This window comes from Blastococcus sp. SYSU DS0828 (assembly GCF_054050975.1).
On record NZ_JBJHAK010000011.1, the window covers coordinates 70,979 to 85,274 of the forward strand.

Here is a 14,296-nt window from a genome sequence, read left to right on the forward strand (position 1 = left end):
CGGGGTCGGGGCCGATCGCGCACGACCGACCGTGCGGCTCGCGGCCTTTCCCGAACCGGAAGGATCAGCCTGTGGCCACCGTGCCCACCCTCGCACTCAACAACGGCGTCCAGATCCCGCAGCTGGGGTTCGGCGTCTACCAGGTGCCGCCCGAGCAGACCGCCGACACCGTGGCGACCGCGCTCGAGGTCGGCTACCGGCACATCGACACCGCCGAGATGTACGGCAACGAGAAGGGGGTCGGCGAGGCCGTCGCCCGCTCCGGCATCGACCGTGGCGAGATCTTCGTGACGAGCAAGCTGAACAACGGCTTCCACCGCCGCGACGACGCGCTGCGCGCCTTCGACCGGACGCTGGCCGACCTCGGCTTCGAGTACCTCGACCTGTTCCTCATCCACTGGCCGCTGCCGGGCATCGACGTCGACTACATCGAGACCTGGAAGGCGCTGGAGGAGATCTACCGCGACGGCCGCTGCCGCGCCATCGGCGTCTCCAACTTCCAGGAGCACCACCTGCGCCGGCTGTTCTCGGACACCGAGATCACCCCGGCCGTGAACCAGATCGAGGTGCACCCATACCTGGCGCAGGACGCGCTGCGCGCCTTCGACGCCGAGCACGAGATCGTCACCGAGGCCTGGTCGCCGATCGCGCAGGGCAAGGTGCTCGGCGACCCCGCCATCACCGCGATCGCCGAGCGGCTCGGCCGCACCCCGGCCCAGGTCGTCCTGCGGTGGCACATCCAGCGCGGCGACGTCGTCTTCCCGAAGTCGTCCTCCCGTGAGCGCATGGCGGAGAACTTCGCGCTGTTCGACTTCGAGCTCAGCCGCGAGGACATGTCCGCGCTGACCGGCCTGGACCGCGGCGAGCGCACCGGCCCCGACCCGGACACGTTCAACTACATCCCCGGCTGACCCGACCGTCCTGGCTCACCGTTCGGGGTCCTGGCTCAGCACCGACCGTGAGCCAGGACCCTGAATGATCAGGTCACCTGATCATCAAGGGCAGCCTCAGCCGGTGGCAGCACGCGCGAGGGCGGCGCGGACGACGGCCAGCACGGTCGCGTCGTCCACGCCGTCCTCGCGTGCCGTCCGGGCCAGCGCATCGGCAGCGCTGCGGATCCGCTCCTGGACGCGCGGCGGGGGCGCCGCGCCGGTGACGACCGTGCCGGTGCGCCGCCGGCTGGCGACCAGGCCGGCCGCCTCCAGCTCCGAGTAGGCCCGGGCGACCGTGCCGACGGCCACGCCCAGGTCGGCGGCGAGGGCACGCATCGTCGGCAACCGGCTGCCGGAGGGGAGCAGGCCGCCGTGCACCGCCGCGGCGATCTGGCTGCGGATCTGCTCGTAGGGCGGGACCGGGCTGCCGACGTCGACGGTGAGGGCCGGTGGCGGGGAGCTCATGCCGCGGCCGGCACGCGGTCCGCCGGCACCGCGGGGGCGCGCCAGCAGGCGACGGCCACGCCGCCGAGCATCGCCGCGACGCCCGCGAGCGCGATCACGGGGCTCGCGCCGTCCCACGGACCCGCGCCGGTGGAGCCGGTGCCCAGCCCGTGCAGCGCCGTCCCGGCGACGAAGAGGAGCCCCCCGGCCACGACCAGCGGAACGCCGGCGGCGATGCGCAGCACCCGGTGCGCGGAGGCGCGGCGGAGGGCGTCCTCGATCCGCTCGTCCTCGGTGGCCACCGCCGGCCGGGCGGCGACGACCCAGAGGGCCACCGCGGCGGCGACCGCGACCGCGAGCAGGCCTGCCGCCGCAGGCCCGCCGTAGAAGAGGCCCGGGAAGGGGCTCGCGGCGGCCGAGGAGAAGGCGTCGGGTGAGTAGGTGACGCTGCGGCCGTCGGGCGCGGCGAGCAGGGCCCCACCGACGACCGTGAGCGCGGCGAGGGCGAAGGCGGCCGTGGTGGTGCGCAGCAGCCACCGCGGCGCCGCGTCGAGCGGGCCCCGGCGGACCAGCCGGGCCCGGCGCACGTCCCCGGCCGGCCGCGGCCAGGTCAGCTCGCCGAGCGCCAGGACGACGACGTGCACGACCCCGAACGCCACGGGCGTGAGCAGGACGGTGACGCCGAAGCCGCCCGGGGAGGTGTTGCCCACCTCGGCCGCCAGGAAGGCGAAGGCGGCAGCCGCCCCCAGGGCGTAGGCGGCCGCCGCGGTTCGGGTGGCATGCCGGCGCGCGGCGGCGACGGCGTGCTCGCGGCTGGGTGGCGACCGGCGCGCCAGGCCCGCGCCGACGACCACGGTGACGACCGCCGTGAGCAGCAGGAGGAACGAAAGCCCTGCCACGTCGACCTCCACACAGTCAATGACTCAAGGGATTGAGACAATGACGTGGCGGGAGCGGCCTGTCAAGCCGGTCGGCGGGCCCCTTGCGACATGCATACTGAATATGCATACTCCGTATCCATGTCCATCCGACACGGCCTGCTCGCGCTCCTGGAGCGCGGCCCCAGTCACGGTTACCAGCTCCGCGCGGAGTTCGACGCGGCCACCGGCGCCACCTGGCCCTTGAACGTCGGGCAGGTCTACTCGACGCTCGACCGGCTCGAGCGCGACGGGCTGGTGGCCCAGGACGGGCCGCCGGACGCCGATGGCCGGATCGCCTACCGGATCACCGACGCCGGCCAGGCGGAGCTGCGCGGCTGGTTCGCCTCCCCGGTCAGCCCGAAGGGCGCCCCGCGCGACGAGCTGGCGATCAAGCTGGCGCTGGCGGTCACGACGCCGGGGGTCGACGTCCTGGACGTGGTGCAGACCCAGCGCACCGCCACCATGACCGGCCTGCAGGAGATCACCCGGCTGAAGACACGCGTCACCGGCGACGACGAGCTCGCGTGGTCCCTGGTGCTGGACTCCCTGGTCTTCCGCGCGGAGGCCGAGATCCGCTGGCTGGACCACTGCGAGGCCCGGGTCGCCCGCGCGGCGGCCGGACGGCGCGGCGCGGCGCCCACCCCACCGGCTCCGGCGACCGACGTCGTCCCGGCCGGGAAGCGGGGCCGGCGATGAACGAGGCGGTGCTGCGGCTGTCCGGGGTGACCCGCGACCACCGGCAGGGCGACGTCGTCGTCCAGGCGTTGCGCGGGGTGGATCTCGCCGTCCACCCGGGGGAGCTGGTCGCCGTCATGGGGCCGTCGGGCTCGGGCAAGTCGACCCTGCTGCACCTCGCCGGCGGGCTGGACAGCCCGACGTCGGGCGCGGTCGTCGTCGAGGGCCGCGACCTGGCCGGTCTGTCGGCGGCACAGCTGGCCGCCGTCCGGCGCCGCAGCGTCGGCTACGTCTTCCAGGACCTCAACCTCCTGCCGTCCCTGTCGGCCGTCGAGAACGTCGCGCTGCCGCTGGAGCTGGACGGCGTCCGGGGCGGGGTGGCGCGGCGCGCGGCCCGGGAGGCGCTGGACGAGGTAGGGGTGGGCGCGCTGGCCGGGCGCTTCCCCGACGAGATGTCCGGCGGGCAGCAGCAGCGGGTGGCCATCGCCCGAGCGCTCGTCGGCCCGCGCCGACTGCTGCTCGCCGACGAGCCCACCGGCGCCCTGGACTCCACCACGGGCGAGGAGGTGCTGCGGGTGCTGCGCGCCCGGTGCGAGGCCGGCGCCGCCGGCGTGCTGGTGACCCACGAGGCCCGGCACGCCGCCTGGGCCGACCGGGTGGTCTTCCTGCGTGACGGCGTCGTCGTCGACCAGAGCGGGCCGGCCGCCGCGGCGGAGTCGCTGCTGCCCGCCGGCGGCGTCGGGTGAGCGCCTGGCTGACCCGCTGGCGGATGGCGCTGCGCATCGCCCGCCGCGACGCGCTCCGCCACCGCGGCCGCACCGCGCTGGTGCTGGTGATGGTCGGGCTGCCCGTCCTCGTCGTCGTCGGCGCCGACACGCTGCTGCGCACCTGGCAGCTCGACCCCGTCGAGTCGCTGCCCGCGACGCTGGGCGCGGCGGACGCGCGCATCGAGGGGATCGCCCGGAGCCCCATCGAGGCCGACCCGCTCACCGGCGACCCGCTGGTCTACGAGCCGGACGAGGAGCTGTCACCGTGGTCCGCCGCAGAGGTCCGTGGCCTGCTGCCGGACGGCGCGGAGGTCGTCGAGCGCACCGTCGGACGGCTCGCCTACCGGACCGGGGTGGGCTACTCCGACGTGACCGCCTACGCCGACGACCTCGGCCTGCCGATCCGGAACGGCGCCGTCGAGGTGGTGGAGGGGCGGGTGCCGGCCACGACCGAGGAGGTCGCGGTGAGCGGCGGGGTGGCCGAGCGCGCCCGCGTCGCGCTCGGGGACACCCTCGAGGTGACTCAGGAGGACGTCCCCCTGACGGTCGTCGGGATCGTCGCGCCGGGTGCCGGTGAGCGGGACGACCTCGTCGTGGTGGCACCGGGCTCGGCCGACCTGCTGCGCTCGCGCAGCAGCGAGTTCTACGTCTCGGTGCCCGGCGAGCTGGACTGGCCGACCGTGCGGGAACTCAACGCCGAGGGCCTCGCCGTCGTCTCGCGGGCGGTGGTGGCCGACCCGCCGCCCGCGGAGGAGTACCGCTCGACGAGCGGCGCGAACGCCGCCGAGATGGCCGTGCTGGCGCTCATCGTGGTCGGCATCCTGCTCGAGGTCGTGCTGCTGGCCGGGCCCGCGTTCGCGGTGGGGCTCCGGCGGCAGCGGCGGGATCTCGCCCTGCTGGCCGCGGCCGGTGGGAGCCCCGCGGACCTGCGGCGGACCGTGCTGGCGTCGGGCGTGGTGCTCGGCGGCGGGGCGGCAGTCGGCGGGGCGCTGCTGGGCATCGGCCTGGCGTGGCTGGCGCTCCCGCTCGTGGGCGGTTGGGCCGACGTGCGGTTCGGTCCGTTCGACGTCGCCCCTCTCGACGTCCTGGCCGTCGTCGTCACCGGCCTGCTGGCGGGCCTGGCCGCCTCGGCCGTCCCGGCCCGGCAGGCGGCCCGCACCGACGTCGTGCCGGCGCTCGGCGGCCGCCGGGGGCAGGTGCGCACCTCCTGGCGGCTGCCGGTCGCCGGGCTGGCCGCGGTCGGGATCGGCGCGGTGCTCACCGTGCTCGGCGCGCGGGGGAGCGAGTTCGCCGTCGCGGGAGGCGCAGCGCTGCTCGTCCTCGGCCCCGTCGCCGCGACGCCGTGGCTGGTCGGGCTGCTGGCCCCGCTGGCGCGCCGGCTGCCGACAGCGGGGCTGATCGCCGTCCGGGACGCCGCCCGCAACCGGACCCGCACCGCGTCGGCCGTCGCCGCCGTCATGGCCACCGTCGCCGTGGTGACGACGATGGCGATCGGCAGCCAGAGCGACAGCGCCCAGGCCCGTCGCGACTACGTACCGCAGGCGCCGATGGGAGCGGCGACGGTCTTCGTGCACCAGGCCGGGTCGGCCGGCTGGTCCGCCGTCGAGCAGGCCGCGGCCGAGCACCTGCCCGGACGGCCCGTCGGCCGCCTGTCCACGGTCGCGGCGACCCCGGAGGACCCGCGCTCCCTGGGCACCGTCCGCGCCGGCTGCACGGCGGAGCTACCGGAGTGCAGCTGGTTCCCGGACGACATCGGCTGGTTCCAGCCCATCTTCGGCGGTGAGGTGATCGTGGCCGACGTCGCCACCGCGACCGCGGCGAGCGCTGCCCCGTGGCGGGACGAGGTCGGTGCCGCGCTGCGGGCGGGGCGTGCGGTCGTCTTCGGCTCGGGTGCCGTCGACGCCGCCGGGCAGGTGACGCTCGCCGGTTCCACGTGGAACGGCACCCGGGAGGTGGAGCTCGGCCGCGTGTCGCTGCCCGCGACCGAGATCGAGGTGTCCGCAACCGACGAGCTCCGCGCCCCTGCCCTGGTGGTCGTGCCCCCGGCGCTGGCCGACCGGCTGCCCGTACCGCTCGCCACGACGTCGCTGGTGATCGGCGGCCCGGAGGCGCCGGTCACCGTGGCCGAGGAACGGGCGTTCACGGAGGCGGTGAACGCCCTGGGGGTCCAGGCGTCGGTGTACGTGGAACGGGGGTGGAGCGACTACCTGGCGATCGCCCGGCTGCTGCTGTTCGCGGTGGGCGGGCTGCTGGTGCTCGTGGCGACGCTGACCGCGACCGGGCTCGCGCTGGCCGATGCCCGTCCCGATCTCGCCACGCTCGCGGCGATCGGTGCGGCGCCCCGCACCCGCCGGTTCATCGCGATGGGGTCGGCGGCGGTCATCGGTGTCGGCGGGGCGCTGCTGGGCCTGCTGGTGGGCGCCGGGCCGGGCATCGCCGTCGCGTACCCGCTCACCAGCACCGACTACGGGACGGGCGCGCGGCCGCTGATCGACGTCCCCTGGTTGCTGCTCGCCGGCGTGGCCGTGGCGGTGCCGCTGCTCGCCGTCGCCGTCACCGGCCTCGTCGTCCGCTCCCGGCTGCCGATGGCCCGCCGGGTGACGTGACCCGCGCCGACCGACGTCCTGGCTCACCCGGTGGGGTCCTGGCTCACCGTCGACGCTGAGCCAGGACCCCTGACGATCAGGTCACCTGATCATCATCGGAGCGTCAGTCGGTCGTGACGAAGTCGATCAGCTCCTCGACCCGGCCGATGAGCGTCGGCTCCAGGTCGCTCCAGACCTTCACCCGGGCCAGGATCCGCTGCGCCCACACGTAGCCGGTGTCGTCCTCCCAGCCCAGCCGCTTGCAGACACCGGTCTTCCAGTCCTCGCCCTTGGGCACGGTCGGCCAGGCCTTGATGCCGACGACGGACGGCTTGACCGCCTGCCAGATGTCGATGAACGGGTGCCCGACCACGAGCGCGTGGTCCCCGGTGATCTGGGCGGCGATCCGCGACTCCTTGGAGCCGGTCACCAGGTGGTCCACGAGCACGCCGAGCCGCCGTCCCGACGACGGCCGGAAGTCGCGCACGATCCCGGGCAGGTCGTCCACGCCGTGCAGCGGCTCGACGACGACGCCCTCGATGCGCAGGTCGTGGCCCCAGACCTTCTCCACCAGCTCGGCGTCGTGCTTGCCCTCGACGTAGATGCGCCCCTCGCGGGCCACCCGCGCCCGCGCGCCGACCACGTAGGTCGAGCCCGACGCGCTCCGCTGCGGGCCCGAGGGCGCGTTCTGCTTCGGGCGCACCAGCACCACCGGCCGGCCGTCGACCCAGAAGCCGGGCCCCAGCGGGTAGGCGCGGACCTTCCCGAACCGGTCCTCGAGGTGGACGACGTCCTTCTCGCAGCGCACCACGGCGCCGACGAACCCGCTGCTGGGGTCCTCGACGACGACGTCCTTGAGCGCCTCGACCTGGGGGCTGGGCTTTTTGACGGTACGCGGGTGGACCAGGTTGTCGTACGGCGAACGGGGAGGCACGCCGACGACGCTAGGCATGCTGTCGGCACGGTCGTGGGCGACGCGCCGACCCGCGTGCCGGACCGATCCCGGACGACACGCCCGGGCAGGTCCAAAACACGCAGAGTGAGCGTGGCTGCGGCAGTTGCCGGGCGCAACGGGCGATCCGGTGGTGCGCCACGGATACGCGCGTGACCTGCGCCGATGGCCGTTCCGGAGCCCGTGGAGCGCTCCGGGACCGTGACGGGCGGAGCGCTCCGGGCCGGGTCGATCCGCCGTCGGTCTCGATCGGTTCGTTTCGCTGCGACCGTGCCGGTCACCCATCGGAGGGACGAACATCCCCGAGCTCAGATAGGAGCGACAACGACGATGATCGGCACCGAGACCATCAGCCGAGTGATCGGCCAGGACGTCTACGACGAGACCGGCAGCAAGATCGGGTCGGCCTCCGAGGTCTACCTGGACGACGAGACCGGCCAGCCCGAGTGGGTCACCGTGAAGACCGGCATGTTCGGGACGAAGGAGTCCTTCGTCCCCATCCGTGACGCCGACCTGACCGACGACGGTCTCCGCGTACCGGTGAGCAAGGACCGCGTCAAGGACGCGCCCAAGATCGACACCGACGGTCACCTCTCCCCGCAGGAGGAGGAGGAGCTCTACCGGTACTACGGCATGGGCACGGGCACGACCGGGACGACCGGCCGCACCGACACCATGACCGAGACCACGGGCGTGGCGGGGACCACCGGCACGGCCGACACGGACCGCACCGACACCCGGGGCACTGTCGGCCGCGACACCTCCGGCCCGACCACGGACGACGCCATGACCCGCTCGGAGGAGCGGCTGGACGTCGGCACCCGCCGCGAGGAGACCGGTCGCGCCCGCCTGCGCAAGTACGTGGTGAGCGAGAACGTGACCGAGACCGTCCCCGTGTCCCACGAGGAGGTCCGGGTCGAGCGCGAGCCGATCACCGACGCCAACGCCGGTAAGGCGATGGACGGGCCGGCCATCAGCGAGGAGGAGCACGAGGTCACCCTCCACGCCGAGAAGCCCGTCGTCGCCAAGGAGGCGGTCCCGGTCGAGCGCGTCCGGATGGACAAGGAGACCGTCACCGACCAGGAGACGGTCAGCGCCGACGTGCGCAAGGAGCAGGTCGAGGTCGACGGCGCGGACGACGCCCGTCGGCGGTGAGCCCACCCCGGCCGAGGGCCGGGGCACCTGACGAACGGCGGCCGGCCGGGGAGATCTCTCCTCGGCCGGCCGCCGTCAGCATGTCCGGGCACGGGCCCCTTGCGCGCCCGATCTGAACCGTGGTTCACTCCTTCCTGTCCGCGACTGAACCGCGGTTCACTTCTTTATCGGGAGGGCGCCGTGCCGTACCGCGCCACCGAGCTCACCCGGCGCACCGCCGAGCGCAGGCGCGAGACCCTCCTCGCTGCGGCCCGGCACCTGGTCGCCGGGCACGGGTTCGCCGCCGCGACCGTGGCCGCGATCGCCCGGGAGGCCGGCGTCAGCGTGGGTTCGGTCTACTCGCACTTCGACAGCCGCGAGTACCTGCTCGCCGAGGTGTTCCGCAGCGCGGCCGCCCACGAGCTCGCCGCCGTCCGCACCGCCGTCGCCGACGCCGGGCCCCGGCCCGCGGACCGGCTGGACGCGCTGGTGCGCACGTTCGCCGGGCGGGCGCTGCAGGGGCGGCGCATGGCCTGGGCCCTGCTCTTCGAGCCGGTCACGTCCGGGGTCGACGCCGAGCGCCTGGTCTTCCGCCGCTCCTACACCGAACTGGGCGAGCAGATCGTCCACGACGGCATCGCCGAGGGCGTCTTCGTCGAGCAGGACGTGGTCCTCGCCGCGTCGGCCGTGATGGGGGCCATCTCCGAGGCGCTCGTCGACCGGCTCCGCCCCCTCGGCCCGGCGACGACCACCCCCACCACCGACCACGACGTGATCACCGGGATCCGGAGCTTCTGCTTCCGGGCCCTGGGTGCGGAGGAGCTCCAGTGACCAGCACGCACGAGGTGTTCAACCAGGCGCCACCGCGGGTGGACATCGACGAGTACCGGACGAACGCGGTGCTGACCGAGGCGGTCAAGCGCTACGACGCGCAGTGGGCGGACGAGGCGCTCGGCGAGGTCGGCGTGCTGGTGGGGCGGGCGGACTTCCAGCGCGACGCCGAGCTGGCCAACACCCATCCCCCCGTCTTCGCCGGCCACGACCGGTGGGGCCACCGGGTCGACGCGGTGGAGTTCCACCCCGCCTACCACCGGATCATCGGCGCGGCGGTCGAGCACGGGGCGCACACCAGCTGCTGGTCCGCCCCGAGGCCGGGTGCGCACGTCGCCCGCGCGGCCACCTTCATGCTCTTCGCCCAGGTGGAGGCGGGCCACTCCTGCCCGGTGAGCATGACCCACGCCGTCGTGCCCTCCCTCCGGCACTCGCCCGAGCTCGCCGCGGAGTGGCTGCCCCGGGTGTACTCGCGCGACTACGACCCCGAGCTGCGCGACCCGGCCACCAAGCCCTCGGCGATCTTCGGCATGGCGATGACCGAGAAGCAGGGCGGCTCCGACGTGCGGGCCAACACCACCCGCGCCGTCGACGCCGGTGACGGCACCTGGCGGCTCACCGGGCACAAGTGGTTCTGCTCGGCGCCGCAGTCCGATGCGTTCCTCGTCCTCGCCCAGACCGGCAGCGGGCTGTCCTGCTTCCTCGTCCCCCGGGTGCTGCCCGGCGGCGAGCGCAACGTGTTCCGCATCCAGCGGCTCAAGGACAAGCTGGGGAACAAGTCCAACGCCTCCTCCGAGATCGAGCTGGACGGGACCGTCGGGTGGCTCCTCGGGGAGGAGGGGCGCGGCGTGCGCACCATCATCGAGATGGTCGGCCAGACCCGCCTGGACTGCGTCCTGGGCAGCGCCGCCGGCATGCGGCAGGCCGTCGCGGAGGCGGCCTGGCACGCCCGGCACCGCAGCGCGTTCGGTGCCACGCTGGTCGACCAGCCGGCGATGACCGCAGTCCTCGCCGACCTGCAGCTGGAGGCCGAGGCCGCCACCTGGACGGCACTGCGGCTGGCCGCCGCCTACGACAGCGAGGACGAGGAGTCGGTCGCCTTCCGCCGGCTGGCCACCGCGGTGGCCAAGTACTGGGTCTGCAAGCGCGGGCCGAACCACGCCTACGAGGCGATGGAGTGCCTGGGCGGCAACGGCTACACCGAGAGCTTCCCGCTGGCCCGCCGCTACCGGGAGCAGCCGGTGATGGCGATCTGGGAGGGCTCGGGCAACGTCATCGCCCTCGACGTGCTGCGAGCCATGGCGCGCGAGCCCCGGTCGGTCGAGGCCGTCGACCGGGAGATCTCCTCCGCGCTCGGGCAGCACCGGGAATTCGACGCGCACGTCGCGACCACCCGGCGGCTCCTCGCCCGGGCGCAGGCGGACCCCGCGGCCGCGCCCGGCCTCGCGCGGCGGGTGGTGGAGTCGCTCGCGCTGGCCCTGCAGGGCGCCGTCGTGATCCGCGAGGCGCCCGGCGCCGTCGCCGACGCCTTCGTCGCCGCGCGGCTGGGTGAGGAGCGCGCCCTCGAGTACGGCGCCCTGGACCCCTCGCTGGACCTCGCCGCCATCGTCGCCCGTGCCTGATCCGGCAGTGGACGCGACGGCGCCGGTGACCCGGGCCGCCGATCCCCCGCTGTCACCGGCCATCGCCGAACGCGTGCTCGCGGACCAGCCGTTCAGCCGGCTCCTCGGTGCGCGGCTCACCGGCTTCGGCGACGGCGCGGCCGTCCTCGAGCTGTCGGTGCGCCCGGAGCTGACCCAGCAGAACGGCCACGTGCACGGCGGTGTGCTGGCCTACGCAGCCGACAACGCGGTCACCTTCGCCGGTGGCTCGGTGCTCGGACCGGCCGTGCTGACCGGGAGCCTCACCCTCGACTACCTGGCGCCGGCACGGGGCCGCACCCTCCGGGCGCGCGCGTCCGTGGTCCACACGACCGGACGGAGGGCCGTGTGCCACTGCGAGGTCCTGTCCGTGGACGACGCCGGTGCCACGACCCCGGTCGCCATCGCCCAGGGCACCGTCGTCGCCGTGCGGCCGGCGCCTCCCCGACCCGGCGGCGCGGCCGACCGCGCCGCCACTCCCTGACCCGACCCGGAGGACCCATCCATGCACCTGACCGCCGTGCTCGAGCGTGCCGCCCGCCTCGTGCCCACCAAGGAGGCCCTGGTCACCGACGACGGGGCGATCACCTACGCCGAGCTGCTGGACCGGGCCCGCCGGGCGGCCCGGGTGCTCATCGACGCCGGCGTCCGGCCCGGCGACCGGGTCGCGGTGATGACGTACAACACCCCGGGCTTCGTCATCGGTGCCTTCGGCACCTGGTTCGCCGGCGGGGTGCTGGTGCCGGTGAACCACAAGCTCGCCGTCCCCGAGGTCAGGTACGCCGTCGAGCACAGCGGCGCGACCGTGGGCGTCGTCGCCGGCGCCCTCGCCGGCACGGCGACCGAGGCCAGTCCGGGCACGACCTGGCTGACCACGGAGACCGGCGCCGGGGGGCTACCCCACCTCGACACGCTGGTCGACGCGGCGACCCCTGTGGCCGGCCCGGCCGTGGACGACGACGCCTCCCCGGCCGAGATCCTCTACACGTCCGGCACGACGAGCTCTCCCAAGGGCTGCGTGCACACCCACCGCACCATCTCGGCGGTCGCGCCGCTGATCGTCAGCACCCTGGGGTTCACCCGGGACGAGCGGTTCCTGCTCGCGATGCCCATCTGGCACGCCGCCCCGCTGAACGACTGGCTGCTGACCATGGTGTTCCTCGGGGCCACCACGGTCCTGCAGCGCGAGTACGACCCCGCCGGTTTCCTGCGGGCGGTCGAGCGGCACCGCGTCACCGCGTTCTTCGGAGCGCCGATCGCCTACCTGGCACCGGTGCAGCTGGCGCGTGCGGGGCGGCTGTCGCTGGCCGACGCCGACCTGTCGAGCGTGGACAAGTGGCTCTACGGCGGCGCCCCGCTGGGCGAGCAGGTGGCCCGGGCGCTGGTCGACGCCTACGGCACCGACCGCTTCTTCCAGGTGTACGGGATGAGCGAGATGGGCCCGGTCGGCACGGCGCTGTACCCGGCCGAGCAGCTGGCGAAGGCCGGATCGATCGGCCGGGGTGGCATGCCCGGTGTCGATCTGCGCGTGGTCGCCGCCGACGGCGCGGACGTCGGCCCGGGCGGCGTGGGCGAGATCTGGCTGCGCGCCGACACCCGCATGGCCGGCTACCACGGCAACGAGCAGGCCACGGCCGACGTGTTCGTCGGCCCCTGGTTCCGCACCGGCGACGTCGCCCGGGTGGACGAGGACGGCTACCTCTTCATCGTCGACCGGCTCAAGGACGTGATCATCGTCGGCGGGGAGAACGTGCACTCGCAGGAGGTCGAGGAGGTCCTGCGCGGTCACGACCGGATCGCCGACGTCGCCGTCGTCGGCCGGCCGCACGAGGAGTGGGGCGAGACCGTCGTGGCCGTCTGCGTGAGCGCGGACGGCGAGGGGATCACCCTGGACGAGGTGCGGGACTTCCTCGGGGACAAGCTCGCGCGGTACAAGCTCCCGCGCGAGGTGGTGACCGTCGACGTGCTGCCGCGCAACCCGTCGGGCAAGCTCACCAAGCAGGTCATCCGCGACGGCCTGGCCGAGCGGGCGCCGGCAGCCACCTGAGCCGGTGGACCGCCGGGCGCGGCCCGGCGGTCCACCGGTCAGCCAGCCAGGCAGGCGGTGAGTGCCCCCACCATGAGCGGCACGTCGCGGGCCGAGGCCAGCTCCCGGCAGGAGTGCATGGCGAGCATGGGGGCGCCGATGTCGACCGTGGTGACTCCCAGCCTGGTCGCCGTCAGCGGGCCGATGGTGCTCCCGCACGGGAGGTCCGCCCGCGTGACGAACGTCTGCACCGGGACGCCGGCGTCGTCGCAGCGCTCGGTGAACCAGCCCCCGGAGGCCGCGTCGGTGGCGTAGGCCTGGTTGGCGTTCACCTTGAGCACCGGCCCGCCGCCGAGCTCGGGCCGGTGCGCCGGCTCGTGCCGCTCGGCGCGCGTCGGGTGCACGGCGTGGGCCATGTCGGCCGACACGAGCACCGACCGGGCCAGCGCCCTGTGCACCGCCTGCGCATCCGCAGGAGCGGTCGCCGCGGCCAGCCGCTGGACGACGTCCTCGAGGAAGCTGCCGCGGGCGCCGGACATGGAGCCGCTGCCCACCTCCTCGTGGTCGTTGCAGACCAGCAGCTGCGTGCGTGCCCCGGCCGGTGCGGCCAGCAGGGCCAGCAGCCCGGAGTGGCAGCAGGCCAGGTCGTCGAGCCGGGGGGCGGCCACCCACGTGCCGTCCGCCCCGGCGCGCGACGCCGGCTGGGTGTCGGCCAGCACCAGGTCGGTGCCGACGACGTCGCCGGCGTCCACCCCGGCCGTGGCGGCGAGGGCCTCGGTGAGCCCCGGCCCGGTGCCGAGGTCGCGGTCCCACACCGGCACCAGGTGCTGCTGCGGGTCGAGGGTCAGCCCCTCGCGGACGCTCCGGTCGAGGTGGATGGCGAGGGAGGGCAGCCGCAGCGGGGCGCCGGGCAGCCGCACCAGGGTCGTCCCGCCCCCGCGCAGCACCAGCCTCCCGGCCACGGTCAGCTCCCGGTCCAGCCAGGTGTGCCACAGCCCGCCGCCGTAGGGCTCGACGCCCACCAGGCGGTACCCCGACTGCCGGACGTCGTTGCGCGGCCGCACCTTGAACGTCGGCGAGTCGGTGTGCGCGCCGACCAGCCGCATCCCGGTCTCGGCCAGCGGGCCGCTGCCCATCCGGAAGGCGATGAGGCTGCCGTGCCGGACGACGAAGTGCTGCCCGCCGGGCGCCGGTGCCCAGGAGTCCGCCTCGGCCAGCTCGGTGAACCCGGCTGCGCGCAGCCGGCGCGCCAGCTCGGCGACCGCGTGGGCGGGGGACGGCGAGGCGTCGACGAAGGCCCGCAGGTCGTCGCCGAGGGCGAGCTCGTCGGTCGGGGCGGCATCCGGCGTCGGCATGCGGTCATCGTGCCCGACGCCCGGACGGAGGCGGG

At 74.9% G+C, this 14,296-nt stretch carries 13 protein-coding genes; 9 read left to right on the forward strand and 4 right to left on the reverse strand.

The genetic code is table 11. The features are described from left to right. Positions 1–71 precede the first annotated feature (71 nt). The gene (locus ACI79Q_RS11030) at positions 72–911 is read left to right on the forward strand and encodes an aldo/keto reductase (protein ID WP_456614688.1); all 840 of its coding nucleotides are present in this window, start codon (positions 72–74) and stop codon (positions 909–911) included. 96 nt (positions 912–1,007) lie between these two features. Here the strand turns inward: ACI79Q_RS11030 and ACI79Q_RS11035 are convergent, their stop codons facing one another. Both ACI79Q_RS11035 and ACI79Q_RS11040 read right to left on the reverse strand, forming a co-directional pair. Next, on the reverse strand, positions 1,008–1,397 hold the full coding sequence (locus tag ACI79Q_RS11035; RefSeq protein WP_456597580.1) for a GntR family transcriptional regulator: 390 nt from the start codon (positions 1,395–1,397) through the stop codon (positions 1,008–1,010). Continuing rightward, entirely contained in the window at positions 1,394–2,275 is an 882-nt protein-coding gene (locus ACI79Q_RS11040) for a hypothetical protein (protein WP_456614689.1), read from the reverse strand. Before ACI79Q_RS11040 ends, ACI79Q_RS11035 begins: the two co-directional genes overlap by 4 nt. A gap of 120 nt (positions 2,276–2,395) precedes the next feature. Here ACI79Q_RS11040 and ACI79Q_RS11045 point away from each other — a divergent pair, with 120 nt between their 5' ends. The 3 genes from ACI79Q_RS11045 to ACI79Q_RS11055 are packed head-to-tail and all read left to right on the forward strand — an operon-like array spanning position 2,396 to position 6,344. Then, entirely contained in the window at positions 2,396–2,992 is a 597-nt protein-coding gene (locus ACI79Q_RS11045; protein ID WP_456614690.1) for a PadR family transcriptional regulator, read from the forward strand. Next, the gene (locus ACI79Q_RS11050; protein ID WP_456590212.1) at positions 2,989–3,717 is read left to right on the forward strand and encodes an ABC transporter ATP-binding protein; all 729 of its coding nucleotides are present in this window, start codon (positions 2,989–2,991) and stop codon (positions 3,715–3,717) included. Before ACI79Q_RS11045 ends, ACI79Q_RS11050 begins: the two co-directional genes overlap by 4 nt. After that, positions 3,714–6,344 (forward strand): ABC transporter permease, encoded by a 2,631-nt coding sequence (locus ACI79Q_RS11055; protein ID WP_456614691.1) that lies wholly within the window; start codon positions 3,714–3,716, stop codon positions 6,342–6,344. The genes ACI79Q_RS11050 and ACI79Q_RS11055 overlap by 4 nt, the downstream gene beginning before the upstream one ends. A 103-nt stretch (positions 6,345–6,447) precedes the next feature. On the opposite strand, the gene ACI79Q_RS11060 is transcribed toward ACI79Q_RS11055, so the two are convergent. Further along, entirely contained in the window at positions 6,448–7,257 is an 810-nt protein-coding gene (locus ACI79Q_RS11060; protein WP_456614692.1) for a DUF3097 domain-containing protein, read from the reverse strand. 348 nt (positions 7,258–7,605) lie between these two features. Between ACI79Q_RS11060 and ACI79Q_RS11065 the strand changes: the two genes are divergently transcribed. From ACI79Q_RS11065 to ACI79Q_RS11085, 5 genes are all read left to right on the forward strand, one after another. Continuing rightward, entirely contained in the window at positions 7,606–8,430 is an 825-nt protein-coding gene (locus ACI79Q_RS11065; protein ID WP_456599652.1) for a DUF2382 domain-containing protein, read from the forward strand. A gap of 180 nt (positions 8,431–8,610) precedes the next feature. Continuing rightward, positions 8,611–9,240: a TetR/AcrR family transcriptional regulator gene (locus ACI79Q_RS11070; protein WP_456590216.1), complete on the forward strand. Its 630-nt coding sequence runs from the start codon at positions 8,611–8,613 to the stop codon at positions 9,238–9,240. Further along, positions 9,237–10,862 (forward strand): acyl-CoA dehydrogenase family protein, encoded by a 1,626-nt coding sequence (locus tag ACI79Q_RS11075; RefSeq protein WP_456590217.1) that lies wholly within the window; start codon positions 9,237–9,239, stop codon positions 10,860–10,862. Before ACI79Q_RS11070 ends, ACI79Q_RS11075 begins: the two co-directional genes overlap by 4 nt. Beyond that, positions 10,855–11,364 carry a PaaI family thioesterase gene (locus tag ACI79Q_RS11080; protein ID WP_456590218.1) on the forward strand — a complete coding sequence of 170 codons (510 nt, stop codon included), beginning with the start codon at positions 10,855–10,857 and terminating at the stop codon, positions 11,362–11,364. Before ACI79Q_RS11075 ends, ACI79Q_RS11080 begins: the two co-directional genes overlap by 8 nt. Positions 11,365–11,385: 21 nt before the next feature. Next, positions 11,386–12,927, forward strand: a complete 1,542-nt coding sequence (locus tag ACI79Q_RS11085) for a class I adenylate-forming enzyme family protein (RefSeq protein ID WP_456614693.1) — start codon at positions 11,386–11,388, stop codon at positions 12,925–12,927. 38 nt (positions 12,928–12,965) lie between these two features. Here ACI79Q_RS11085 and ACI79Q_RS11090 read toward each other — a convergent pair whose 3' ends face one another. Next, entirely contained in the window at positions 12,966–14,261 is a 1,296-nt protein-coding gene (locus ACI79Q_RS11090; protein ID WP_456591150.1) for a M18 family aminopeptidase, read from the reverse strand. Between the last annotated feature and the right edge of the window lie 35 nt (positions 14,262–14,296).

Bases quoted from the DNA above. Each gene is read 5' to 3' on its own strand.
- ACI79Q_RS11035 (WP_456597580.1), bottom strand. From the start codon at position 1,397: ATGAGCTCCCCGCCACCGGCCCTCACCGTCGACGTCGGCAGCCCGGTC.
- ACI79Q_RS11045 (WP_456614690.1), top strand. From the start codon at position 2,396: ATGTCCATCCGACACGGCCTGCTCGCGCTCCTGGAGCGCGGCCCCAGT.
- ACI79Q_RS11050 (WP_456590212.1), top strand. From the start codon at position 2,989: ATGAACGAGGCGGTGCTGCGGCTGTCCGGGGTGACCCGCGACCACCGG.
- ACI79Q_RS11065 (WP_456599652.1), top strand. From the start codon at position 7,606: ATGATCGGCACCGAGACCATCAGCCGAGTGATCGGCCAGGACGTCTAC.
- ACI79Q_RS11085 (WP_456614693.1), top strand. From the start codon at position 11,386: ATGCACCTGACCGCCGTGCTCGAGCGTGCCGCCCGCCTCGTGCCCACC.
- ACI79Q_RS11090 (WP_456591150.1), bottom strand. From the start codon at position 14,261: ATGCCGACGCCGGATGCCGCCCCGACCGACGAGCTCGCCCTCGGCGAC.